The sequence below is a fragment of the Campylobacter sp. CNRCH_2015_0338h genome, assembly GCF_025772785.1.
Classification (GTDB): domain Bacteria; phylum Campylobacterota; class Campylobacteria; order Campylobacterales; family Campylobacteraceae; genus Campylobacter_D.
Map to the genome: position 1 here is coordinate 26,342 of NZ_JAKMST010000005.1, position 21,472 is coordinate 47,813.

25 protein-coding genes and 1 pseudogene are annotated in these 21,472 nt (G+C 32.3%); 4 read left to right on the forward strand and 22 right to left on the reverse strand.

The features are described 5' to 3' along the window. Positions 1 to 100 precede the first annotated feature (100 nt). The 14 genes from hisIE to infA all read right to left on the reverse strand — a co-directional run bounded on the left by hisIE (position 101) and on the right by infA (position 9,496). Positions 101 to 727 carry a bifunctional phosphoribosyl-AMP cyclohydrolase/phosphoribosyl-ATP diphosphatase HisIE gene (hisIE, locus tag L8X30_RS04460; RefSeq protein WP_263679232.1) on the reverse strand — a complete coding sequence of 209 codons (627 nt, stop codon included), beginning with the start codon at positions 725 to 727 and terminating at the stop codon, positions 101 to 103. Between the two features lie 10 nt (positions 728 to 737). After that, entirely contained in the window at positions 738 to 1,505 is a 768-nt protein-coding gene (gene hisF, locus L8X30_RS04465; protein ID WP_039625107.1) for an imidazole glycerol phosphate synthase subunit HisF, read from the reverse strand. Next, positions 1,487 to 2,221 carry a 1-(5-phosphoribosyl)-5-[(5-phosphoribosylamino)methylideneamino]imidazole-4-carboxamide isomerase gene (gene hisA / locus L8X30_RS04470; protein ID WP_263679233.1) on the reverse strand — a complete coding sequence of 245 codons (735 nt, stop codon included), beginning with the start codon at positions 2,219 to 2,221 and terminating at the stop codon, positions 1,487 to 1,489. The genes hisF and hisA overlap by 19 nt, the downstream gene beginning before the upstream one ends. Before the next feature lie 6 nt (positions 2,222 to 2,227). Next, positions 2,228 to 2,809 (reverse strand): imidazole glycerol phosphate synthase subunit HisH, encoded by a 582-nt coding sequence (gene hisH / locus L8X30_RS04475; RefSeq protein WP_263679234.1) that lies wholly within the window; start codon positions 2,807 to 2,809, stop codon positions 2,228 to 2,230. Further along, on the reverse strand, positions 2,806 to 3,873 hold the full coding sequence (gene hisB / locus L8X30_RS04480; protein ID WP_263679235.1) for a bifunctional histidinol-phosphatase/imidazoleglycerol-phosphate dehydratase HisB: 1,068 nt from the start codon (positions 3,871 to 3,873) through the stop codon (positions 2,806 to 2,808). Before hisB ends, hisH begins: the two co-directional genes overlap by 4 nt. Beyond that, on the reverse strand, positions 3,870 to 5,150 hold the full coding sequence (hisD, locus tag L8X30_RS04485; RefSeq protein ID WP_263679237.1) for a histidinol dehydrogenase: 1,281 nt from the start codon (positions 5,148 to 5,150) through the stop codon (positions 3,870 to 3,872). The genes hisB and hisD overlap by 4 nt, the downstream gene beginning before the upstream one ends. Before the next feature lie 9 nt (positions 5,151 to 5,159). Then, positions 5,160 to 6,059, reverse strand: a complete 900-nt coding sequence (gene hisG / locus L8X30_RS04490; protein WP_263679238.1) for an ATP phosphoribosyltransferase — start codon at positions 6,057 to 6,059, stop codon at positions 5,160 to 5,162. Positions 6,060 to 6,176: 117 nt separating this feature from the next. Further along, the gene (rplQ, locus tag L8X30_RS04495) at positions 6,177 to 6,530 is read right to left on the reverse strand and encodes a 50S ribosomal protein L17 (RefSeq protein WP_012660847.1); all 354 of its coding nucleotides are present in this window, start codon (positions 6,528 to 6,530) and stop codon (positions 6,177 to 6,179) included. A 3-nt stretch (positions 6,531 to 6,533) separates the two neighbouring features. Further along, positions 6,534 to 7,547, reverse strand: coding sequence for a DNA-directed RNA polymerase subunit alpha (locus L8X30_RS04500; protein ID WP_263663730.1), 1,014 nt, complete (start codon positions 7,545 to 7,547; stop codon positions 6,534 to 6,536). Positions 7,548 to 7,561: 14 nt separating this feature from the next. Then, complete coding sequence (gene rpsD, locus L8X30_RS04505; RefSeq protein ID WP_039617184.1) at positions 7,562 to 8,188, reverse strand: 30S ribosomal protein S4; 627 nt, start codon at positions 8,186 to 8,188, stop codon at positions 7,562 to 7,564. Between the two features lie 30 nt (positions 8,189 to 8,218). Then, on the reverse strand, positions 8,219 to 8,611 hold the full coding sequence (gene rpsK, locus L8X30_RS04510) for a 30S ribosomal protein S11 (protein WP_012660844.1): 393 nt from the start codon (positions 8,609 to 8,611) through the stop codon (positions 8,219 to 8,221). Positions 8,612 to 8,620: 9 nt separating this feature from the next. Beyond that, a complete protein-coding gene (gene rpsM / locus L8X30_RS04515; RefSeq protein WP_012660843.1) occupies positions 8,621 to 8,986 on the reverse strand; it encodes a 30S ribosomal protein S13 in 366 nt (121 codons plus the stop codon). A 3-nt stretch (positions 8,987 to 8,989) separates the two neighbouring features. Then, complete coding sequence (rpmJ, locus tag L8X30_RS04520) at positions 8,990 to 9,103, reverse strand: 50S ribosomal protein L36 (protein WP_002781429.1); 114 nt, start codon at positions 9,101 to 9,103, stop codon at positions 8,990 to 8,992. Positions 9,104 to 9,277: 174 nt separating this feature from the next. Next, positions 9,278 to 9,496, reverse strand: a complete 219-nt coding sequence (gene infA, locus L8X30_RS04525) for a translation initiation factor IF-1 (protein WP_012660842.1) — start codon at positions 9,494 to 9,496, stop codon at positions 9,278 to 9,280. Positions 9,497 to 9,632: 136 nt separating this feature from the next. Here infA and L8X30_RS04530 point away from each other — a divergent pair, with 136 nt between their 5' ends. From L8X30_RS04530 to L8X30_RS07955, 4 genes and pseudogenes are all read left to right on the forward strand, one after another. After that, entirely contained in the window at positions 9,633 to 10,922 is a 1,290-nt protein-coding gene (locus tag L8X30_RS04530; protein ID WP_263679239.1) for an MFS transporter, read from the forward strand. 53 nt (positions 10,923 to 10,975) lie between these two features. Beyond that, entirely contained in the window at positions 10,976 to 11,899 is a 924-nt protein-coding gene (locus tag L8X30_RS04535; RefSeq protein ID WP_412175504.1) for a cytochrome-c peroxidase, read from the forward strand. Beyond that, positions 11,883 to 12,554 (forward strand): annotated as a pseudogene (locus L8X30_RS07950) (DAHL domain-containing protein); the annotation flags it as partial. The gene L8X30_RS04535 and the pseudogene L8X30_RS07950, both read left to right, overlap by 17 nt. 504 nt (positions 12,555 to 13,058) lie before the next feature. Next, on the forward strand, positions 13,059 to 13,685 hold the full coding sequence (locus tag L8X30_RS07955) for a methyl-accepting chemotaxis protein (protein WP_412175505.1): 627 nt from the start codon (positions 13,059 to 13,061) through the stop codon (positions 13,683 to 13,685). Between the two features lie 16 nt (positions 13,686 to 13,701). Here L8X30_RS07955 and map read toward each other — a convergent pair whose 3' ends face one another. From map to L8X30_RS04580, 8 genes are all read right to left on the reverse strand, one after another. Next, a complete protein-coding gene (gene map, locus L8X30_RS04545; RefSeq protein WP_263679242.1) occupies positions 13,702 to 14,457 on the reverse strand; it encodes a type I methionyl aminopeptidase in 756 nt (251 codons plus the stop codon). Between the two features lie 90 nt (positions 14,458 to 14,547). After that, the gene (locus L8X30_RS04550; RefSeq protein WP_066007744.1) at positions 14,548 to 15,915 is read right to left on the reverse strand and encodes an L-serine ammonia-lyase; all 1,368 of its coding nucleotides are present in this window, start codon (positions 15,913 to 15,915) and stop codon (positions 14,548 to 14,550) included. A gap of 11 nt (positions 15,916 to 15,926) precedes the next feature. Further along, positions 15,927 to 17,210, reverse strand: coding sequence for an aromatic amino acid transport family protein (locus tag L8X30_RS04555; protein ID WP_412175506.1), 1,284 nt, complete (start codon positions 17,208 to 17,210; stop codon positions 15,927 to 15,929). Positions 17,211 to 17,309: 99 nt separating this feature from the next. Further along, a complete protein-coding gene (locus tag L8X30_RS04560; RefSeq protein ID WP_263679244.1) occupies positions 17,310 to 18,338 on the reverse strand; it encodes a tRNA-dihydrouridine synthase in 1,029 nt (342 codons plus the stop codon). 225 nt (positions 18,339 to 18,563) lie between these two features. Then, positions 18,564 to 19,115: a ribonuclease HII gene (locus L8X30_RS04565; RefSeq protein ID WP_263679245.1), complete on the reverse strand. Its 552-nt coding sequence runs from the start codon at positions 19,113 to 19,115 to the stop codon at positions 18,564 to 18,566. Then, positions 19,115 to 19,588: a DNA-deoxyinosine glycosylase gene (locus L8X30_RS04570; RefSeq protein WP_263679246.1), complete on the reverse strand. Its 474-nt coding sequence runs from the start codon at positions 19,586 to 19,588 to the stop codon at positions 19,115 to 19,117. The genes L8X30_RS04565 and L8X30_RS04570 overlap by 1 nt, the downstream gene beginning before the upstream one ends. A 54-nt stretch (positions 19,589 to 19,642) precedes the next feature. Next, positions 19,643 to 20,290 (reverse strand): ferritin family protein, encoded by a 648-nt coding sequence (locus L8X30_RS04575; RefSeq protein WP_012660833.1) that lies wholly within the window; start codon positions 20,288 to 20,290, stop codon positions 19,643 to 19,645. An 83-nt stretch (positions 20,291 to 20,373) separates the two neighbouring features. Beyond that, the gene (locus L8X30_RS04580; RefSeq protein WP_263679341.1) at positions 20,374 to 21,405 is read right to left on the reverse strand and encodes a type II asparaginase; all 1,032 of its coding nucleotides are present in this window, start codon (positions 21,403 to 21,405) and stop codon (positions 20,374 to 20,376) included. Positions 21,406 to 21,472 lie beyond the last annotated feature (67 nt).

Consider the following 21,472-nt stretch of genomic DNA (forward strand, 5'->3'; position numbering starts at 1 on the left):
CAAAAATTAGATTTTAATGTGTAAAGTTTTTTTAAAATTACTCGATATAGTTAATGAATCTTTTCAAAAATATTGCTTAATTAAGCGTGAGAAATCACGCTTAACTTTTATTTCTTTCTTTTAATTTAGCAATCACATCATTTAAACTCAAATCCGCATCAGCTAATAACACTTCTAAATGATAAAGTAAATCAGCTGCTTCATTTATCAGCTCATCTTTGTCTTTAACAGTAGCAGCCAAAGCGGTTTCAACGCCTTCTTCGCCTACTTTTTGCGCTATGCGTTTAGTGCCTTTTGAAAAAAGCTCAGCTGTGTAAGAAGAACTTGCACAGGTACTTTTACGAGAATTAATCAGCCTTTCAAGACGCGATAAAAATACAAAATCAGCCTTTTTAGAAAGTGTTTCAAAGCAAGAAGTATCGCCTGTGTGACAAGTAGCCCCGCTAGGTTTAACTAAAATCAAGATACAATCTCTATCACAATCAAGCCCCATATCTATAATATGCAAAAAATTCCCACTTTGCTCACCCTTCATCCACAAACGCTCTTTAGTACGTGAGTAAAACACAACTTTTTGGTGCTTAAAACTCTCTCTTAGAGCTTGTTCATTCATAAAACCTTGCATTAAAACTTCACAAGAATGATAATCTTGAATGATCACAGGAACAAGGTTATTAACCTTTTGCCAGTTAATGCTTTTTATAAATTCTTCTTCATTTATCTTCATAGCTTTTCCTTTAAATACGAATTTGTATGCCTTGATCTTTTAAAAATAGTTTTAATTCTTTAATATCTATAAGTTTTTTATGAAACACTGAAGCTGCTAAAGCTCCATCAACACCAAGTTTAAAAGCATCTAAAAAATGCTCTTTGGCCCCTGCACCACCGCTTGCCACTAAAGGCACAGGGCAAATCTGTCTAACTTTAGCAAGTTGATCAAGATCATAGCCCTTTCTCATGCCATCTTGATTCATCATATTTAACACGATTTCACCGGCTCCTAGCTCACATACTTGCTTTACCCATTCTAGTGTTTTTTTACCACTATGATGAGATTTACTCTCATCTCCGGTGTATTTATAGACTAAAAGCTCGTTGTTTTCGTCTTTAAAAGTATCTATACCTACGACTACGCATTGCACTCCAAAGCTTTTTGCAAGGCGTGAGATTAAATCAGGATCATTTAAAGCAGGGGAATTAATAGAAATTTTATCAGCACCATTTGCCAAAAGCTCTTTTGCGTCATCTTCGCTTTTTATGCCACCTGCAACACAAAATGGTATAGAGATGTTTTGTGCTACCTTGCTTACCCAAGTCCTATCAATGCGCTCATTTTTAGCTGAAGCGGTTATATCATAAAATACTAGCTCATCAATGCCATTTTGTGAGTAAAATTTAGCAAGCTCGATGATATCGCCCATATCTTCATGGTTTTTAAACTGCACCCCTTTAACTACTCTACCATCTTTTACATCCAAACACGCAATTATGCGTTTTGCAAGCATTCTTTAGCCTCCTTTATGTTAAATTCTTTATCAAGCAAGGCTTTACCTACGATGATACCACTTACTATGCCATTTAGCTTTTTAAAATCTTCTAAACTTGCCACACCTCCGCTTGCTTGGGTTTGTAAATGCGGAAATTTTTCATGCAAAGCTTTGTATAAAGTTATATTTGCCCCACTCATCGTGCCATCTTTAGAAATATCTGTGCATAAAATATGCTTTACATCTTTATAAAAATTTAAAAGCTCAAATAATTTTTCATCGCTTGTTTTACTCCATGCATCAACGGCCACAAAAAACTCATCTTTAACGCAAATACTATCAAGTGCTAAGACTATACTTTCTACACCAAATTCATTTAAAAGCTCTTGTGTAAAGGCTTTGTTTTTAACCGCTAAAGAGCCTATAACTACGCGTTTAACACCACTATCAAACAAAGCTTTAACCTCATCTTTAGTGCGAATTCCTCCGCCTACTTGAAGATTTACTCTAATTTTTGAAGCTAGGTTTTCTATGAGTTTTAGTTGTCTTTTACTAGGATCTTTTGCACCGCTTAAATCCACCAAGTGAAGCCAAGCAATGCCTTGAGCCTCATACTCTTGAAATTTAGCTAAAGGATCAAAGCCGTATTCTTGCTTTTTAGCATAATCACCTTTATAAAGCCTTACTACTTTGCCATCTATTAAGTCTAATGCTGGAATGATTTGAGTTTGCATTTTTACCTACATATTTATGAAATTTTTTAATAATACTTCACCCACTTCGCCACTTCTTTCAGGGTGAAACTGCACGCCATAAAAATTGTCTTTGTTTAAACTTGCACTAAATTTAGTAGAGTACTCACACTCTGCGATGGTGTATTCATTTAAGCCCACACAATAACTATGCACAAAATAAAAATAAGCTCCATCCAAGCCTTTAAAAAGTTCATGTGAGCTAAAGACTTGATTCCACCCCATATGCGGGAAAGTAAAATTTGCTTTTTCTTGGAATTTTTGCGTATCAAAAGGCATAATACCAAGTGTTTTTTGGTGTAATTCTTCTGAAAATTTACCCAAAATTTGCATACCAAGACAAATACCTAAAAGTGGTTTTGTGGTAGTTTGGATAAAATTTTCTAAATTAAGTGCTTTTAGATTAGCCATTGCTTTAGCTGCTGTACCAACCCCAGGAAGCAAAAGCTTATCTGCTTGTGAAAGTTCTTTTAAATCATGCGTGATGATACTTTTTTGTCCTAAACGCTCAATTGCAAAAGCAAGAGAAGCTAAATTCGCACAACCTGTATCTATAATAACTAGTTTCATATCACTCCTTTAGAGCTTGCTAGGTTTTCATTTTCTATTTTTATAGCCATTTTTAAAGCTCTTGCAAAGGCTTTAAAAAGTCCTTCGGCCTTGTGATGATCGTTTTTGCCTTTAACTTTTAAATGCAAACTCGCACCCATAGCATAACTTAGTGAGTAGAAAAAATGCTCTATCATTTCTGTGCTTAATTCTCCAAGCTTTTCTTTTTTAAATTTAGCCTTATAAACTAAATGCGGTCTATTACAAAAGTCAATCGCACAACTTGCCAAGCACTCATCCATAGGCAAAACAAAGCCATATCTTGCAATGCCTATTTTTTGATCAAGTGCGCTTTTGATAGCCTCTCCCAAAGCAAGCGCGACATCTTCTACGCTGTGATGTTCATCAACCTCTAAATCCCCTTTACATTTTATCTCTAAAGATATATTTGCATGCGTAGCAATTTGCTCTAACATATGATCAAAAAATGCGATATTTGTTTTTATATCAGCTTTTGCTTTTTCATTAAAAGCTATTTTAACTTGAATTTGAGTTTCTTTGGTATTACGCTCTATGCAGGCACTGCGGTAATTTTGCAAGATAAAATCAGCGATTTGCTCCCAGTTAAAATCGTTTTTATCATATTTTAAACCTTGAATTTCAAGATTTTGCGCCAAAAGCATATCGCTGTCTCTATCGCCTATGACAAAACTTTTATTTTTGTCATAAAGTTTATTTTTGATATAGTTTTCAAGCATGGCAGTTTTTGGCTTCCTACAGGCGCAATTTTCATGCTCAAAATGTGGGCATATAAAAATATCTTCAAATTCTATACCACAACTTTGAAAAACACTTAGCATTTTTTCATGAGCCTTGTCAAAATTTTCCCTAGGAAAAGAATTTGTGCCTAAACCATCTTGATTACTTACCATAACAAATTTAAAACCAAAATTTTTTAACTTTAACAGTGCATTGATAGCACCTTTTTCAAACTCAAGCTTTTCTAAAGAATCGATTTGAAAATCATCTTTTGGCTCATCAATGAGCGTGCCATCTCTATCGATAAATAAAATTTTTGCACTCATTTTAGACTTTCTAATCTTAAACTCACGGCATTTTTATGCCCATCAAGCCCTTCAGCTGCTGCTAAAATTTCCACCACAGGTCCAAGCTTTTTAAAGCCTTCTTTACTAAGTTCTTGTACAGTCATTCTTTTCATAAAATCAGCAAGCCCTAATGAAGAATAAGACTTAGTAAAACCATAAGTTGGTAATACATGATTTGTTCCACTTGCATAATCTCCCATGGATTCTGGAGAATACTCACCTAAAAATACTGAACCTGCATGTATAATATCATCAAGCAAGCTAGATGGATTTTGTGTATGAATGATCAAATGCTCTGGCGCATAGTCATTTAAAATACTTATGGCATGTTTTATATCTTTTGCAAGAATGATTTTAGAGTGTGCTAAAGATTTGGAAGCAATTTCTTTACGCGAGAGTTTTTCAAGCTGTAAAGCAACTTCACTATCTACTTCTTTGGCTAGTTTTTCACTTGTACAAACTAAAATCGCTTGAGAATCTGCTCCATGCTCAGCTTGTGAGAGTAAATCTGAAGCTATAAATTTAGCATTAGCAAACTCATCTGCTAAAACTAACACTTCAGAAGGTCCTGCTTGCATATCAATAGCTACTCCATGATTATTAACTTGCTTTTTGGCTTCAGTTACAAAAGCATTTCCTGGGCCAAAAATTTTATCCACTTTTTGCACACTTTGCGTTCCATAAGCAAGCGCTGCTATGGCTCCTGCTCCACCTATTTGATACACTGCATCAACTTCGCAAAGTTTTGCCACAAAAGCAATGGCAGGATGAAGTGGTGCTGGGGAAGCTAAGGCTATAAATTTACATTTTGCAATTTTAGCAGGGATAGCTAGCATAAGTGCGGTTGAAAAAAGTGGTGCTAAGCCTCCTGGTATATAAAGCCCTACTTTTTCAATGGCTCTTGTTAGCACCTTGCAAGTTACCCCTTCAAAGGTTTGAACCTCTATGGTTTGACTTTCTTGAGCTTTGTGGAATTTATAGATATTTTCATAAGCTATTTTAATAGCTTGTTTTAACTCATCATCAATTTGCTCTGCTAAATTACTAAGCTCTTCATCGCTTAGTTTAATGGAATTTAACTCTACTTTATCAAATTTTATAGCCATTTGTTTTAAAGCTTCATCGCCATTTATTTTGACATCTTCAATGATTTGTTCTACTATGGTTTTAACCTGCGCATTAGCACTCATAGCAGGACGCTTGAGTGCTAATTCTTGTTCGCTTTGGTTTAATTTTTCAAAATCAAGTATTTGCATTTTTATCCTTTAAGAGAGCATTTTTTCAATAGGTAAAACTAAAATCGCACTTGCGCCTTCTTTTTTCAAAGCTTCCATAGTTTCCCAAAATAAATTTTCTTGACTTACCATATGTAGCGCCACTCTAGCTTTATCATTTTCTAAAGGCAAAATCGTAGGTTTTTCAACACCTGGTAATAAAGCTGTGATTTTTTCCAGCTTTTCAATAGGAGCATGCAACATGATGTATTTTGACTCTCTTGCTTGCATAACTCCATTAATCCTAATGAGTAGTTTATCGATTAATTCTTGTTTATGTGAAGCTAAACTTTCTTTTCTTTGGATTATGCAAGCTTTTGATTTATAAATCACCATAACTTCTTTAAGCCCATTTGCTTTTAAAGTAGCACCACTTGAAACTAAATCACAAATTCCATCAGCTAAATTTGCACTTGGTGCTACTTCAACTGAGCCTGTTAGCATACAAGTTTTATAAGGAATGTTATTTTCTTCCATAAAACGCTTTAAAAGCTGTGGATAAGAAGTTGCTATGCGTAAATTTTTAAAACTTTCTATACCTTTATACTCGCTATTTTCTGGCAATGCTAAAGACAAACGGCACCCACCAAAATCAAGCTTTTTAAGCATTATAAAATCTGCATTTTCGTTTTTTGATTTTCTTTCTAGTTCATTTTCTTCTAAAACATTTTCTCCAACTATGCCAAGATCTACTACTCCATCAAAAATTAATCCTGGTATATCATCATCTCTTACTCTAAGTAAATCAATAGGTAAATTTGTAGAAAAAGCAATCAAACTTTGATCGTGTATGCGAAGTTTTACGCCTATAGATTCAAGCAAGGCCATAGAATCTTTACTTAAACGACCTGATTTTTGTATAGCTATGCGTAATCTTGAATTTTCTTGCATTTTTTTCCTTTTTTGTAGTTAAAAAGATTAATAGTAGCAAAAAATGGATAAAAATACAAAAAATAGTAAGTAAATAAATAAAAATAAGAAGTTTTTAGCCTTTAAAAAGGCTAAAAATTAAGCTACAAATTCGATGAAAGCCATTTCTGCAGCATCGCCACGGCGGATTCTTGTTTTGATAATTCTTGTATAACCACCGTTTCTATCTGCAAATTTAGGTGCGATTTCTGTTACAAGTTTATTTGTAGCTTCTTTATCTTGCAAGCTAGCAAAAACTGCTCTATGGGCATTGAAATCACCTTTTCTTGCACGAGTGATCAATCTTTCAACATAACCTCTTAATTCTTTTGCTTTAGGTAATGTTGTTTCTATTTTACCTGCTTTAATAATAGCAATGGTAAGGTTTTTTAATAAGGCTGCACGGTGAGTAGAAGTGCGACCTAACTTTCTATATCCATGTCTATGTCTCATTGATTATCCTTCATTTTGTGCTTTTAATTCTGTAATTTTTCTTTTTAGCGTTTCTTTTGCACTATCACTGAGTTTTGAATTTCCTATAGGAAAACCTATAGATTCCATCACACTTTTAATCTCATCTAAAGATTTTTTACCTAGATTTTTTAAATCTGCAAGTTCGCCTACACTCATTAAAGCAAGCTCACCGATATAAACCACATTTGCTTTTTCTAGGCAATTAAAGCTTCTTGCACTTAAATTTAACTCAGTTATATTTTGAAGTAATTTTACATGTTCTACTTCATTATTTTGTGTTTGGCTTCTTACAACGCTTTGAGCATTAGTGATTTTATCAAACACTGATAATTGTTTATACATTGCTTCTAAAGCATTTTTAAAAGCATCACTTGGTGAAATTTGACCATCAGTTGTGATTGTGAAAACAACTTTTTCATAATCTGGGTTATCTTCAAAAAGCACTTTTTCTATATCATAAACTGCATGTTTTACCGGAGTAAAGAATGCATCAAGTGCTATAAATTCAGGATCTAAGAAATTTTGCACTTCTTCAGAAGGTACATAACCTATACCTTTTTCAATGATTAAGGTAAATTCTAAATCTGCATCTTCATTGATCGTTGCAAGATAGCTATCTGCGTTCACAACCTCAACAACATCGTTATCTAAGTCTTTTCCGCAAATTTCTTTTGGTCCTTTAAAACTAAAAGTTATAACTTCTTTTTCAGAATCTGTTTTTAGTTTAAATCTTAATTTTTTTAGATTGATAATAAACAATGCTACATCTTCAAGCATACCACGCATACTATCAAATTCATGTGCTACGCCTTTGATTTTAACTCCTGTTGGAGCAAAACCTACTGTGCTTGAATAAAGCAAACGACGCAAAGGATGCGCCAAAGTAATAGCATAGCCAATTTCAAAAGGCCATGCGCTTACTTTTGCTACTGTATCACTGATATTTTCAATACTAAACTCTGTCGGTGTATAAGCAGAAGTTGTAATATGTCTCATATCAAAAACCTTTATTATTTAGAGTACAACTCAACGATATATCTTTCCTCAACTGGAATGATAACTTCTTCTCTTTCAGGTTTTCTTGTAAAAATTCCAAATCTTTTATCTTTTTCTACATCAACCCAAGCAACTATACCAGTTTGAGCAGTAAGTTCGATCGCTCTTGAAATTTGAGGATTGTTTTTGCTTTTTTCAATCACTTCAATTTTTTGACCTGCTTCTACTCTATAACTAGGAATATCCACTCTTTTACCATTTACTAAAATATGTCCATGAGTTACAAGTTGTCTAGCAAAACGACGTGTTGTAGCAAAACCCATTCTATAAACAACATTATCAAGTCTTTGTTCTAAAAGCTGGATTAAAAGCGCACCGGTGTTGCCATCTTTTCTAGCAGCTTCGCTAAATAATCTTCTAAATTGTTTTTCGCTAACTCCATACATAAACTTAGCTTTTTGTTTTTCTCTTAATTGAAGTCCGTATTCGCTGATTTTAGCTTTTCTTTGTCCATGCTGACCTGGTGCGTAAGGGCGTTTATCTAAAGCACTTTTACCTGCTAATCTTCTTTCGCCTTTCATTGCCAAGCTTACGCCAAGTCGTCTTTCTAATTTCTCTACTGGTCCTCTATATCTTGCCATTATAATTCTCCTAAATCTTATATCTTATTCTTAGACACGACGACGTTTTGGTGGTCTACAACCATTATGAGCTAATGGGGTAATATCTTTTAAGAAAGTTACTTTAATACCTTCCATAGCACCTACACTCTTAACCGCTGTCTCACGACCACTTCCTGGTCCTTGTACTTTAATACCTACTTCTTTAATACCATGTTCTTTTGCTTTATTTAAAGCATCTTCTACTGCTTGTTGTGCTGCATAAGGAGTTGATTTTTTAGAACCTTTAAATCCTAAACCACCTGCGCTACTCCAAGCGATAGCATTTCCCATTTCATCAGTTACAGTAACCATAGTATTATTAAATGTTGCACTGATATAAACTATACCTTTAGCTATATTTTTTTTAACTACTTTTTTCTTAACTACTTTTCTTTTTGCCATTTTCTATCCTTATGATTTTGCACCAACGGTTTTTCTCTTACCTTTTCTAGTTCTGGCATTTGTTTTTGTTTTTTGACCACGAACCGGTAAGCCTTTTCTATGTCTTAAGCCTCTAAAGCTTCCTAGATCCATTAATGCTTTGATATCCATAGCAACTTGTTTTCTAAGATCACCCTCAACCATATAGTTTTCTTGAATTTCTTTACGGATAGCTGCTGCTTCATCTTCACTTAGTTCATGAACTCTTTTATCGTAAGAAATTCCTGTTTTATCTAAGATTTTTCTTGAAGTATGCAAACCTATACCATAAATATAAGTCAAACCATATTCAATTCTTTTTTTCTTTGGTAAATCCACACCTGCAATACGAGCCATAAATTATCCTTGTCTTTGTTTGTGTTTTGGATTTTCGCAAATAATGCGAACTACGCCTTTACGACGAACTACTTTGCATTTGTCACACATCTTTTTAACAGATGGTCTAACTTTCATGCTTTACTCCTGTTATTGTAAATTCCACTTTTTTTACAACTGCACCAGGTTTTTAGAGCAACCAACTATTTTCAAAATAAGTGGTGATTTTGAAAATACTTCTTCATACAGTTTTATTGCAATTTCTGCAAAAGTGCTAATTATATTTTACTTTTGCTTTTAAACAACTTAGACTTATTTGTATCTAAATGTAATACGACCCTTATCAAGGCTATAAGGTGTTAGTTCCACTTTAACTCTATCGCCAGGCATAATCCTAATATAATGCATACGCATCTTACCTGCAATATGACAAAGTATCACATGTTTATTATCTAACTCAACTTTAAAAGTTGCATTAGGTAAAGCTTCGATTACATTACCATCAATTTCGATAATATCATCTTTTGCCAATGCTTTTCTCCTTTCTATAAAATACAAAACTATTATTTTATCACAATTTTTCTTGTTAAATTTTTAATATTTTTTAACAAACTATGATATTTTTTTACTATAATTATAAAATTACTACAAAAAAGAAAGTATTTAGATGCCAAAAAGTTTAAAAAGAAGTGATTATAAAACACTTTCCTTATCTTCTTTAGGTGGGGCCTTAGAATTTTATGACTTTGTGATTTTTGTCTTTTTTGCTAATTATATTTCAAGAAATTTTTTTCCAAGTGATTTAAGTGATTTTTGGAAACTTTTAAATACTTATGGAGCTTTTGCGGCAGGATATTTAGCTAGACCACTTGGTGGCATAGTTATGGCTCATTTTGGTGATAAATTTGGCCGTAAAAAAATGTTTATGTTAAGCATATTACTCATGGTACTTCCAACTTTTTCTTTAGCTTTTATACCTACTTTTGAAAGTATAGGTTATTTAGCTCCTATTTTTTTACTACTTGTTAGAATAGCTCAAGGTATAGCCATAGGCGGAGAATTACCTGGTGCTTGGGTTTTTGTAAAAGAACATGCACCCGATGGAAAAGATAGTTTTTATATTAGCGCTATTAATGCTTCTATGGCTTTTGGAATTCTTTTAGGATGTGCTGTTGCATTGGTAATTAATCATTGTTTTGATCAAGAATCAATTTATGATTATGCTTGGCGTATTCCATTTGCCATAGGTGGTATTTTTGGTATTATTTCTATCTATCTTAGAAAATTTCTAGAAGAAACACCGATTTTTCAAAAAATGCACCAAGAAAATGATTTAGAAAAATTTCCTTTAAAAGCTCTTTTTAAAGAAAAAAATATTTTTTTAGATATCATCGCTTCTATGCTTTTAACATGGATGCTTACAGCTTGTGTGATTATACTTATTTTACTTATGCCAAATTTTATACCTGAAGTTTTAGTTCTTGATAAAACAGACGCTATTTTAATACAAATGATTGCAATAGTGATTTTATCTTGCGGAACCTTGCTTGCTGGAATTTGGGTAGATAAATTTGGCTTTTTAACCACTAGTTTGATTTTTACAATAGGTTTTAGTCTTTCTTGCTTTTTTTATTTTTATTTTTTCTATGCTCAAATTTTACATTTAAGTATATATTTTTATTTTATTGCATGTTTTTTTGGTGGTATTAATGCCTTAGCACCTATTTTAATGTGTAAAATTTTTAAACCAAGTATTCGCTTTAGTGGAATTTCTTTTTCTTATAATATAGCCTATGCTATAGCGGGTGGTTTTACACCTCAGCTTGTATTTATGTTGCATTCTTTAGCTATAAGACCTGAGAATCCTTTTGTTTATGGAATTTTTATTTATATTTTATTTTTATCATTTATAACGCTTCTAACCACTGTATTTACTTATAAAAGATTAAGATTTTAGTGCTATAATTAAGAAAAATTATTAATTAAAAATTTATAAAAATAAGGAAAATGATTATGAAAACTTTTATTATTTTAATATTTTCTTTACTACCACTTTTAGCACTTGAAATGATTACCCCTTTACCTGAAAGTGTTCCTTATGATAAAGAAAAAGCTATTTTAGGTAAAAAACTTTACATGGATACAAGTTTATCAAAAGATAAAAAAGTATCTTGTAACACTTGTCATGATATTACAAAATTTGGAGTAGATAATAAAACTTTTTCAACGGGTATTAATGGCATAATAGACGAACCATTTCATACACCTACAAATTTCAATGCTGTTTTTAATCTATCTCAATTTTGGAGAGGCAATGCAAAAGACTTGCAAGATCAAGCCAAACATCCTTTATTAAATCCCAAAGAAATGGGCTTAAAAGATGAAAGTGAAGTAGTACAAATTGTAAAAGCTAACCCAATTTATGAAAAAGAGTTTAAAAAACTTTATGGAGAAATTAGCTTTGAAAACATAACACACGCTTTAGCTGAGTTTCAAAAAACCTTACTCACTCCAAATTCCCCTTTTGATCGCTACTTAAAAGGTGATAAAAATGCAATAAGCGAGCAAGCAAAAAGAGGTTATAATGCTTTTTTATCAAATGGTTGTATAGCATGTCATCAAGGTCAAAATATAGGTGGCAATATGTATCAAAAAATGGGAGTATTTGTACCTTATGATAATGGAACAAACTGGAAAGGGCGCTATGAGATTACCCAAGATCCTCATGATCAATTCGTAGTAAAAGTGCCAAGCCTTAGAAATATAGCCAAAACTGCTCCTTATTTTCATGATGGCTCCATGCCAACACTTGATGCTTGCGTGCAATTTATGGCTTATTATCAACTTGGTAAATTTTTAGAACAAGATGTGGTTGATGATATAGTTGCTTTTTTAAATTCTTTAACAGGAGAATACCATGACCCACTCAAATAAAAAATCTTTTTCTTTTTTAAAACAATTCATCACTTTGTCTATAGTGGTTTTGGTATTACTTTTAATTTTGACCTTATTTATCTTTAATACCTACAACACCACAAAGAGAAATTCACTCATCATGGGTTCTTTTCAAAAATTAGAAATTCTAGATACCAAAATAGATGAGATTTTTAAAAACAAACTTAATTTGCAAAATTATGACACTAGTGTTGCTTTAATACAAGATTTTGAAAATACTTTAGCAATTTTAAAAGCCAATAAAATAGACACTAAAAAAATACAAACGATTTTTGAGAAAAAAAATGCTCAATTACAGCATTTTAAATCAGCTAATTCTATTGCTATAAATTCAAAACTTTATCTTTATGAAATTCAACAAGAAATCATTAAACAAACAAACAAGCTAGCACTTACTACTCAAGAAGCTAGACAAATAGAATCTATCGGGGATATATTAAGCATCATAGGAACTATGGATATACTAGAGCCTTTAGCACAAAATCGTCTCCAAAGTTTAGTAGCAAATTTAAACACAAACGATCCACAGCTTCCACAAGAATTATTTGAACTTTTTAGCACACATTGTAAAATGATACTAAGTCAGATTAAAATTTTAAAAGATAATTCTCAAAGTTTTCTTGATCAAGAATTACAAAAAGAAATCATATCTCATAAAAATTTCATTGCTCAAGAAATTAATCTTAACAACAAATACAATCTTTACACCGCTATAGGAATTTTCTTATTCACCTTAGCTGTATTGATTTTCTTCATACTTTTAACATTAAAAAAAGTAATCATACCTATATCTTTACTTGAAAAACTAAGTGCAAACTTAGCTGGTGAGCATGCGAATTTAAGCGCAAGATTAGATATTGATAAAAAAAGTGAATTGGCTACAAGTGCTGGCTATATAAACTCTTTTATACAAATAGTGCAAAATTCGGTTTTAGAAGCTATACAAACTGCAAATTCAAGTCACAAAAGCTCACAAAAGCTTTCTCAAAATGCTGAAGTTTTACAGCAAAGCTCACTTTTACAACATGAGCAAATTTCTAATGTCCATGAAATAAGTTCTATCTTAGAAAGCCATATAGACTTAACACAAAATTTAGCTAAAAACACTATAAGTGATATGCATGGCATGCAAGAAGTAATGGCTAAAGTTGAGCTTACACTTAAAGAATTAGTAGAGCTTATATTGTTAAGTGGTGAAAAAGAACAAAGTGTTTTAAGTGCTATGGATATGTTAGTACAAAGTGCTGATAGCATAGTAGAAGTTACTACAACCATAAAAGACATAGCCGACCAAACCAACCTACTTGCGCTAAATGCAGCTATTGAAGCAGCACGTGCAGGCGAGCATGGACGTGGCTTTGCTGTGGTTGCTGATGAAGTTAGAAATCTAGCAGATAAAACCACAAAATCTTTAGTTGCTATAGAAACCACCGTAAGAACTATAGTGCAACAAATCAATGACAACAAAAGTTTGATGGATGGAATTCATCAATCCATGAATGATATCTCTAACAAAGCTAATATCTTACAAGGTGAGGTTGGAACTTCTATAGAAAAATTAAAAACAAGTATTTATTCTACTAAAATCATGGAAGAAAAAAGCGATGAATCAAAAGCTAAAATGAATGAGCTAGAACAAAATATAGAAAAAGTAACCGAACTTGCAAATTGTGTTAAAAACTACTCCCTTGATTTAACACAAATTTCACAAGATGTTTTAGAAAATGCTTCTAAACTTTCAGAAAAACTAAAAACATTCGAGTAAGAAAGATTAAACTTTCTTACTTAGATAAAATATCTGCCTTGCCATTTATTATGGCAACACAATGCTCATAATGAGCCGCATTTAAACCATCTTTGCTTCCTGCTTCCCAATTGCCTTTTAAATGTACCGGCGTGCCATCTTTTTGACACACCATAGGCTCTATGCAAAATACCATACCATTTTTGATTTTAGGTCCGCTTTTTGCACTAGCACCTGGTTCTAAATAATTTGGAATTTCAGGCTCACCATGGGGTTTTTTACCTATACCATGACCACAATAACCCTTCAAAGGCACAAAACCTCTTTTAGTAATAAACTCACCAAGTTCATAAGAAAGCTCTTTAAAGCGCATACCCTCTTTGATAATATCTATAGCATAATACAAAGCATCTTTAGCACAAGCAATTAATGCTTCATCAGTAGCTGAAATTTTACCTATAGGTATAGTCCTTGCTGCATCCCCATAGTATCCATCTATGCAAGTACCTACATCAAGACCTAAAATATCACCTTCTTTTAAAACACGCTCATCGCCCACACCATGAATGCAAGCTTGATTAAGCGAGATACAAATACTGCCTGGAAAACCATACAAACCTTTAAAAGATGGTTTTGCACCATGATCAAGTATAAATTCTTCCGCTTTAATATCAATTTCTTTTAAACTCATACCTGGAACTATAATACCCTCTAGATAATCAAGCGTTCTAGCTACAAGCTCATTTGCCTTGCGTAGTTTTTCTATCTCTGCTGGTTTTTTGATTTCTATCATTTACATTTTCCTTAAAATTTTTAAAAATTTAGCATTTATGCGCTTTTAAAAGCTTTAAGGAAAAAACCTTAAGTTCTAAAACTTAAGGTTTTAACATACACTTGTAAGATTGGTAGCTAAACCACCTAAGGAGGTTTCTTTGTATTTTGAGTTCATATCCTTGCCGGTTTCATACATAGTTTTTATAACCTCATCAAGACTTACTTTTGGAGTTGATTTTCTACTCATTGCCATTCTAGCAGCTGAAATAGCTTTAATCGCTCCAAAGGCATTTCTTTCTATGCAAGGAATTTGCACTAAACCACTTACTGGATCACAAGTTAATCCTAAATGGTGTTCCATCGCAATTTCAGCAGCATTACAAGCTATCTTTGCATCAAAACCCATCACAGTAGCCATAGCTCCTGCTGCCATAGAACTTGCACTACCAATTTCAGCTTGACAGCCAGCTTCAGCACCACTTATGCTTGCATTTTTCTTATAAAAAGAACCTATTAACATAGCAGTTAGCAAAAAATTAATAGCCTTTTCATCATTAAAACCAACCGTATGGTTTTTAAGATAAAGCATTACAGCAGGTACAACAGCGCAAGCTCCATTAGTTGGAGCAGTTACTACTCTAGCTCCACTTGCATTTTCCTCTGCAATAGCAATAGCATATAAAGAAATAAAATCAATAATCCCCAAAGGATCGCTTGTCATAGCCAAACGCTCATTAAGCCCTTTTGCACGGCGTTTTAAATGTAAATTTCCTGGAAGAAAATCTGAACTTGGATGAATACCATTATAATAAACTTCTTGCATTACTTCCCAAATTTCTAAACAATAAGCTCTAATTTCTTCTTTAGTATGAAATTGAAGCTCGTATTCATAAGAAAGTTTTGCTAGATCCCATGATCTTTCTTCACAAATTTTTAAAGCATCACTTGCATTGTTAACATCAAGTTCTAATTTAGTATGTTTTTGCTCGCAAGCTCCGTCTTTGTGTTTTTGAAGCTCAGCTTCACTCATAACAAAACCACCACCCACTGAATAATAAATTTCTTCAGCAATGATTTCTCCATTTTCATCATAAGCGCTTACTTTTAACCCATTTTCATGTAAAGGTAAAAAGTCTTTTTCAAAAATCAAATCTTTATCATAATCAAAATTTAATTCTTTTTGAGCATTTAAAACCAAAATTTTATCTTGTAAAATTTTATTAAACACACGATCTTGCAAAGCAGCGTTGAGTTCTTTTGCTCTTAAGCCACTCAAACCCCATATAATAGCCTTATCACTTAAATGGCCTTTACCAGTAAGTGATAAAGAGCCATAAAGTCTGATTTGAATTTTTGTAATTTGTGTGATTTTATCTTTAATCTTTTCACAAAACATATTACCCGCTAGCATTGGTCCTAAGGTATGAGAAGATGAAGGACCAACACCAACTTTAAATATACTTAAATTACTACTCATTCATTAACACCTTAAAAAGTATAGATTACAGTGATGATTGTCAAAATACCTGTGATAAATACAAATGCATCTAAAGCTTTATTTTGGAATTTTTTCATTTTAGATACAGTATAAATTGCAATCATAGGCATTAAGAATAAGATTGCAGCAATAATTGGACCACCTAAGCTTTCAATAAAACCTAAAATGCTTGGATTTACATAAGCAGTAATTAACATAACAATATACATTACTAAAGTAGAATAAACTGCGATTTTTTTCAAATCAGGGTTTTCATTACCTGCTAATTTGCAGCATTTTCTAACTATACCATAAGCACCTTCTCTAGCACCAAAATAATGACCAAAGAATGAACTAGAAATTGCTAAAAATGCGATTAATGGACCACCATAAGAAATAAATGGATTATCAAGCTTATTAGCAAAATAAGAAAGCACAGGTATGTTTTGCGCTCTAGCTTCAGCAAGTTCAGCTGGAGTCAAAGAAAGCACACAAGATACCACAAAAAACATAACAAAAGCAAGCAACATTACAGAGGTTCTAAGCAAAATTTGATTTGCTTTTTGTACCGAATTTTCAGGATATTCTCTTTTTACACTTAGAGAAAAAGTAGAAATAGCCGGTGAGTGATTAAACGAAAACACTAAAACTGGTAAAGTTAGCCACACTATAGTGATAAATTCTTTCGTACCAGGAATAGCACTAAAACTTTCAAATGACCATTGTGGAATAAGATATAAAGAAAATAAAAATAAAATAGCACATAAAGGATACACAAGCCATTCGCATACTTTAGTGATTAATTCTTCACTAAAAAGCATAATAAGCATAAAAATACTTACCAAAACAAAAGCAAAAAGCGCTCTATAAAAAGGAAGTAAATTAGCTATAGTTTTTCCTTGCTCATTAACACTTGTTTGATACATAGCACTAATTACACTTGCAAAAGAACCATTTGGATCTAAAAGTGGCAAGAATTGATTATAAATAAAACTCTCAAAAGTATTAGTTATACCTACACAATACGCTAAACAAATTGGGAAAATTGCAAAGAAATAAAGCACAGAAATAAAAATACTTACTTTTCTACCAAAATACTCTTCAGCCGCATGAGTAATGTCTTTATCATTACCATTTGCTTGGCATACAAAACGACTTAAGGCTCTATGGCTTAAATACACCATTGGAAAAATAATCAAAGCCATCACAACAACTGGCCAAAAACCACCAACACCTGCCTTAATAGGTAAAAATAAAATCCCCGCACCAACTGCAGTCCCAAAAAGAGAAAGCATCCAACGCGTATCAAAAGAATTCCACTTAAGATTATCCACATTTTCTCCTTGTAAAAAATAATAAAAAAAGCTTTTACCTAAAAAACTTTTTGTATTATTTTACAAATACGCTCTGGAGTAATTTGGCATAATTTTTTCTCTTTTATTTAAAGCAACTGCGGCTTCATTTGCAAAATTTGGATTTCTTAGTAATTTTCTACCATAACAAACCAAATCACACACCCCACCCAAAAGCAAAGCCTCACCTTCACTAGCACTATTTATAAGACCTACACAAGATATAGGAATTTTAACAACTTCTTTTAAGGCCTTAGCATAAGGAGCTTGATAAAGTGGTGCTATGTTTGGCACTAAAGAAGGTTTATTGATATTTCCTCCTGCTGAAACATCTAACATATCAATACCTAATTTTTCTAAAATCAAGGCAAGTTTTTTACTATCTTCTAAATTCCAACCACCTTCTTGCCATTCCGTGGCTGAAATTCTTACAAATAAAGCAATATCAACTTCTTTTTTTATGCGCTTAATGATATCACACAAAAGACGTATTCTATTTTCAAAGCTACCCCCATATTCATCACCTCTTTGATTTGATAAAGGCGATAAAAACGAGCTAAGCAAATATCCATGAGCACTATGAAGCTCTACTGCGTCATAACCTGCTTCTTTAGCTCTTTTAGCACTTTGAATAAATTCTTGCTCAATTTGTAAAATTTCATCTTTGCTTAAAACATGAAGTTTGGAAAATTTTTCACTAAAAGCTATATTGCTTGGGGCTTTTGATATGGCTTCTTTACACGAATTTTTACGGCCACTGTGATTTAGCTGAATGGCAATTTTAGCACCAAAATGATGACAAAGCTCAACAAGCTCTTTATGTCCTTGAATTTGAAAATCTCCCCAAAGACCAATATCATTATCAGCTATTTTTGCATTTTCATTAATCGCACAAGCTTGAACTATGATAAGCCCAACACCACCCAAAGCTCTGGCTCCATAATGTATCAGGTGAAATTGATTAATCTTACCATCTAAAACTTGTGTTTCATACATATCCATAGGGGGCATTACAATGCGATTTTTTACATAAAAATTTCCAATCTTTAGCTCGCTTAAAAGTAAAGACATAATACCCCTTGAAATATTTTTATATTACTATAATAGAAAAAAATTAATTTTTCTTAAAATACATTGTATTTTTAATTGATATTGTAAATTTTAATAATTAATTATCAAAAAAATATTTTTTGAATATATTTTTTTATCTTAATAATAATATTTCAAATGTTAATTTTTCTATTTTTTTCAAAGAAAATGAAAATTTAAAATAAAAAAGTGTAAAAACCACACATTTTAATCAAATAAGCTTTTCTCAAAACACTTTAGCATAAAGCTTTTGCGGTGCAAGGGCGAATAACCAAATGCTTTAATTTTTTCTATATGAGCTTTTGTACCATAACCTTTGTGTTTATCAAAATCATAATGATTATATAATTTAGAAAAATAACACATTTTTTGATCACGACTTACCTTGGCTAATATACTAGCTGCTGAAACTTCTTGTACTTTCATATCAGCTTTAATCATGGTTTTTATACCTAAAACCCCATAATTTAAATTTCCATCATATAAAATCTCATCTTGATTAAAGTGTTTTTTTATGATTTTTAAAGCTAGTTGCAAACACTGACTAAGCCCCAAAGTATCAATCTGCAAAGGCGAAAAAGCAAGGATTAAAAAATTTGAGCTAGAAAGAATTTGCTCGTATAATTCTTCTCTTTTTTTTGCGCTTAATTTTTTAGAATCAGCCAAACCATCAATATTTTTTAAAAGCTTGCAAGCTCCTATGTGCATATCTCCAGCCAAAGCCCCGCGTCCAGCCTCATCTACTCCAACTAAAGCCATTATCTTTCCTTTATAATGCTATATTTTTCTACTAAATTTTCTAAAGAATAATTCATATTAGCAGGAGAGCTTGAAGGGAGTTCAAAAAATTCTTGCTCAGGATAAAATTTAGCAAAATATTTACTTGCAACTTTACCTAATACACAAATTTTTTCTATATTTGCCTTATCTAAAATCATATTTATATCATTTGCTTTAGCATAAGAAATAGTTTTATCATCTGAATTTTTTATCTTACAACTTGCTATAACATCCCAAAGTGCTATATGATTTGCTTTTAAAAAAGCTTTTTGAACTTGTACTGTTTTCAACTCACACTCAAATAATATTTCAAAAATACGCCAAAAACGATTTTTGCTATGTTGATAATAAAAATTTTCTTCTCTTGATTTAATAGATGGGAAAGAACCTAGTATTAAAACTTTTGAATTTTCATCAAAAAAAGGTTTGAAAGGATGAGTTAGAATTTGCATATTAGACCTTGATAAAAATAAAATATTTTATCATTTTTATCAAGGTTTTTAAAATTATCCTAAAAATTCGCGTTTGAAGTATTCTTTTGGAGCTTTACATAAAGGACAGGCATTTGGTGCTTTTTTACCACGATGTATATGCCCACAAACTTCACAAACCCATAATTCTTCTACTTCTGAATTAAAGAAATCTTCTTCTTCAAGCATTTTTTTAAGCGCTAGATATTCTCTTTCATGCTCAATTTCTACTTTGCCTATAGCTGTAAATAATCTTGCTATATTTCTTTTGCCCTCATCTTCTGCGATTTTTGCAAAATTTGGATACATAGTAGTATGCTCATAGTTTTCGCCCTCTGCTGCGCAGATTAAATTTTTAGCAGTTTCTTCTAAAGCTTTACCATCTACTAATTCATGATAAGCTTTAAATTCAGCTCTTGCGTGCCATTTTTCATTTTCTGCAGCTTCTCTAAAATGTTTTGCAATAGCATGCCAACCTTCTTCTTGAGCAATATCTGCAAATAAATCATATTTATTTCTTGCCATAGATTCGCCAGCAAAAGCTTTCATTAAATTTACAGCTGTTAAATCTTTAGTAATACACTCCATTTCTTGACCACAGCAACTAAGCTTTCCACCACCTACATTTTGTACTTCTACTTCATTGCCACATTTTTGGCATTTATAACTTTCATATTGTTTCATTTAATATCCTTGTGATTAATTAAGTAAGATTTTTATTGAAAAATCCACCCAAATGTTATTTTAGCATTTGAGTGTTAAAGGTATTAGTATTTTAAGAAATATTCTTGGATTTTCTTAGGATCGCTTGTTTTAGTTAGAGCAAGCATTAATAATACTCTAGCTTTTTGAGGACTCATATCACCTGTATCAATAAAACCAAGTTTTGCATCAGCATCACTTACTGCAACTCTACCAGCTACTACACGTGAACTTACCGCCACATTAAGACCTTTTTTAAGCAATTCTTTTAATACATCTTTTTGATAATCATGAATACTACCAGCACCTGTTCCAGCTACAACTATACCTTTGGTTCCATTTTCAAACAAAGCTTTTGCTGCAACACCACTACCATCATTTGCATAACTATAAAGAATATCTACTTTTGGTAGTTCTTTTAGTTTGCTAACATCAAATGGAGATTTTTTGGTGTGTAATTTTGTATTAGTATTATAGAAAAATGCTTTTCCATCTACTATATAACCCATATCACCCATATCTGGTGAGCTAAATGCATTTACATTTAAACTATGAGTTTTCATAGCGCCTCTAGCACTTTGAATTCTATCATTCATAGCCACCATTACGCCTTTATTTTTTGCTTGAGGATTTGCTGCTAATGCTACAGCGTTGTAAAGATTTTTAGGACCATCTGCACTAATTGCAGTTGATGGGCGCATTGCACCAACCAAAACAACAGGCTTGTCGCTTTTTACGGTTAAATTTAGGAAATATGCAGTTTCTTCCATAGTATCAGTACCATGAGTAATTACAACTCCATCTACATCAGATTTTAAAAGTCTATTAACTTCTTTAGCAAGTTTTAGCCAAATTTCATTTGTCATATCTTTGCTATCAATATTAGCAATTTGATCTCCGCTAATTACTGCTAAATCTTGAATTTGAGGCACTGCCTTAATCAAAGCATCAACCCCCAAAACTCCAGCTGTATAACCTGTAGTAGCTACTGAACTATCAATCGAACCAGCGATAGTTCCACCTGTAGCTAAAATCGCAACTTTTGGTTTTGCTTCCAAAATTCCTGCTCCTAAACTTAGTGCCATAGCTGCACACATTAACATTTTTTTCATGTTAGTCCTTTCATTAGAAATGATAAAGATTATAATGCAACTATGTTTAAAT

Excerpts from the sequence above, each read along its gene's own strand:
- hisH (WP_263679234.1), bottom strand. The coding sequence starts at position 2,809 with ATGAAACTAGTTATTATAGATACAGGTTGTGCGAATTTAGCTTCTCTT.
- rplQ (WP_012660847.1), bottom strand. The coding sequence starts at position 6,530 with ATGAGACATAGACATGGATATAGAAAGTTAGGTCGCACTTCTACTCAC.
- L8X30_RS04580 (WP_263679341.1), bottom strand. The coding sequence starts at position 21,405 with ATGTGTGCAGCTATGGCACTAAGTTTAGGAGCAGGAATTTTGGAAGCA.
- L8X30_RS04575 (WP_012660833.1), bottom strand. The coding sequence starts at position 20,290 with ATGAAACAATATGAAAGTTATAAATGCCAAAAATGTGGCAATGAAGTA.
- L8X30_RS04565 (WP_263679245.1), bottom strand. The coding sequence starts at position 19,115 with ATGGCTTTAGTTGGAGTAGATGAGGCTGGACGCGGGGCTTTGGCTGGA.
- L8X30_RS04500 (WP_263663730.1), bottom strand. The coding sequence starts at position 7,547 with ATGAGACATATTACAACTTCTGCTTATACACCGACAGAGTTTAGTATT.
- L8X30_RS04550 (WP_066007744.1), bottom strand. The coding sequence starts at position 15,915 with ATGAGTAGTAATTTAAGTATATTTAAAGTTGGTGTTGGTCCTTCATCT.
- hisA (WP_263679233.1), bottom strand. The coding sequence starts at position 2,221 with ATGCAAACTCAAATCATTCCAGCATTAGACTTAATAGATGGCAAAGTA.
- hisD (WP_263679237.1), bottom strand. The coding sequence starts at position 5,150 with ATGCAAATACTTGATTTTGAAAAATTAAACCAAAGCGAACAAGAATTA.
- hisIE (WP_263679232.1), bottom strand. The coding sequence starts at position 727 with ATGAAGATAAATGAAGAAGAATTTATAAAAAGCATTAACTGGCAAAAG.
- L8X30_RS04555 (WP_412175506.1), bottom strand. The coding sequence starts at position 17,210 with ATGCTTTCTCTTTTTGGGACTGCAGTTGGTGCGGGGATTTTATTTTTA.
- L8X30_RS04530 (WP_263679239.1), top strand. The coding sequence starts at position 9,633 with ATGCCAAAAAGTTTAAAAAGAAGTGATTATAAAACACTTTCCTTATCT.
- L8X30_RS04560 (WP_263679244.1), bottom strand. The coding sequence starts at position 18,338 with ATGTCTTTACTTTTAAGCGAGCTAAAGATTGGAAATTTTTATGTAAAA.
- map (WP_263679242.1), bottom strand. The coding sequence starts at position 14,457 with ATGATAGAAATCAAAAAACCAGCAGAGATAGAAAAACTACGCAAGGCA.
- L8X30_RS07955 (WP_412175505.1), top strand. The coding sequence starts at position 13,059 with ATGGCTAAAGTTGAGCTTACACTTAAAGAATTAGTAGAGCTTATATTG.
- rpsD (WP_039617184.1), bottom strand. The coding sequence starts at position 8,188 with ATGGCAAGATATAGAGGACCAGTAGAGAAATTAGAAAGACGACTTGGC.
- hisF (WP_039625107.1), bottom strand. The coding sequence starts at position 1,505 with ATGCTTGCAAAACGCATAATTGCGTGTTTGGATGTAAAAGATGGTAGA.
- L8X30_RS04570 (WP_263679246.1), bottom strand. The coding sequence starts at position 19,588 with ATGCAAATTCTAACTCATCCTTTCAAACCTTTTTTTGATGAAAATTCA.
- hisG (WP_263679238.1), bottom strand. The coding sequence starts at position 6,059 with ATGCAAGAAAATTCAAGATTACGCATAGCTATACAAAAATCAGGTCGT.
- hisB (WP_263679235.1), bottom strand. The coding sequence starts at position 3,873 with ATGAGTGCAAAAATTTTATTTATCGATAGAGATGGCACGCTCATTGAT.
- rpsK (WP_012660844.1), bottom strand. The coding sequence starts at position 8,611 with ATGGCAAAAAGAAAAGTAGTTAAGAAAAAAGTAGTTAAAAAAAATATA.
- rpsM (WP_012660843.1), bottom strand. The coding sequence starts at position 8,986 with ATGGCTCGTATTGCAGGTGTGGATTTACCAAAGAAAAAAAGAATTGAA.
- rpmJ (WP_002781429.1), bottom strand. The coding sequence starts at position 9,103 with ATGAAAGTTAGACCATCTGTTAAAAAGATGTGTGACAAATGCAAAGTA.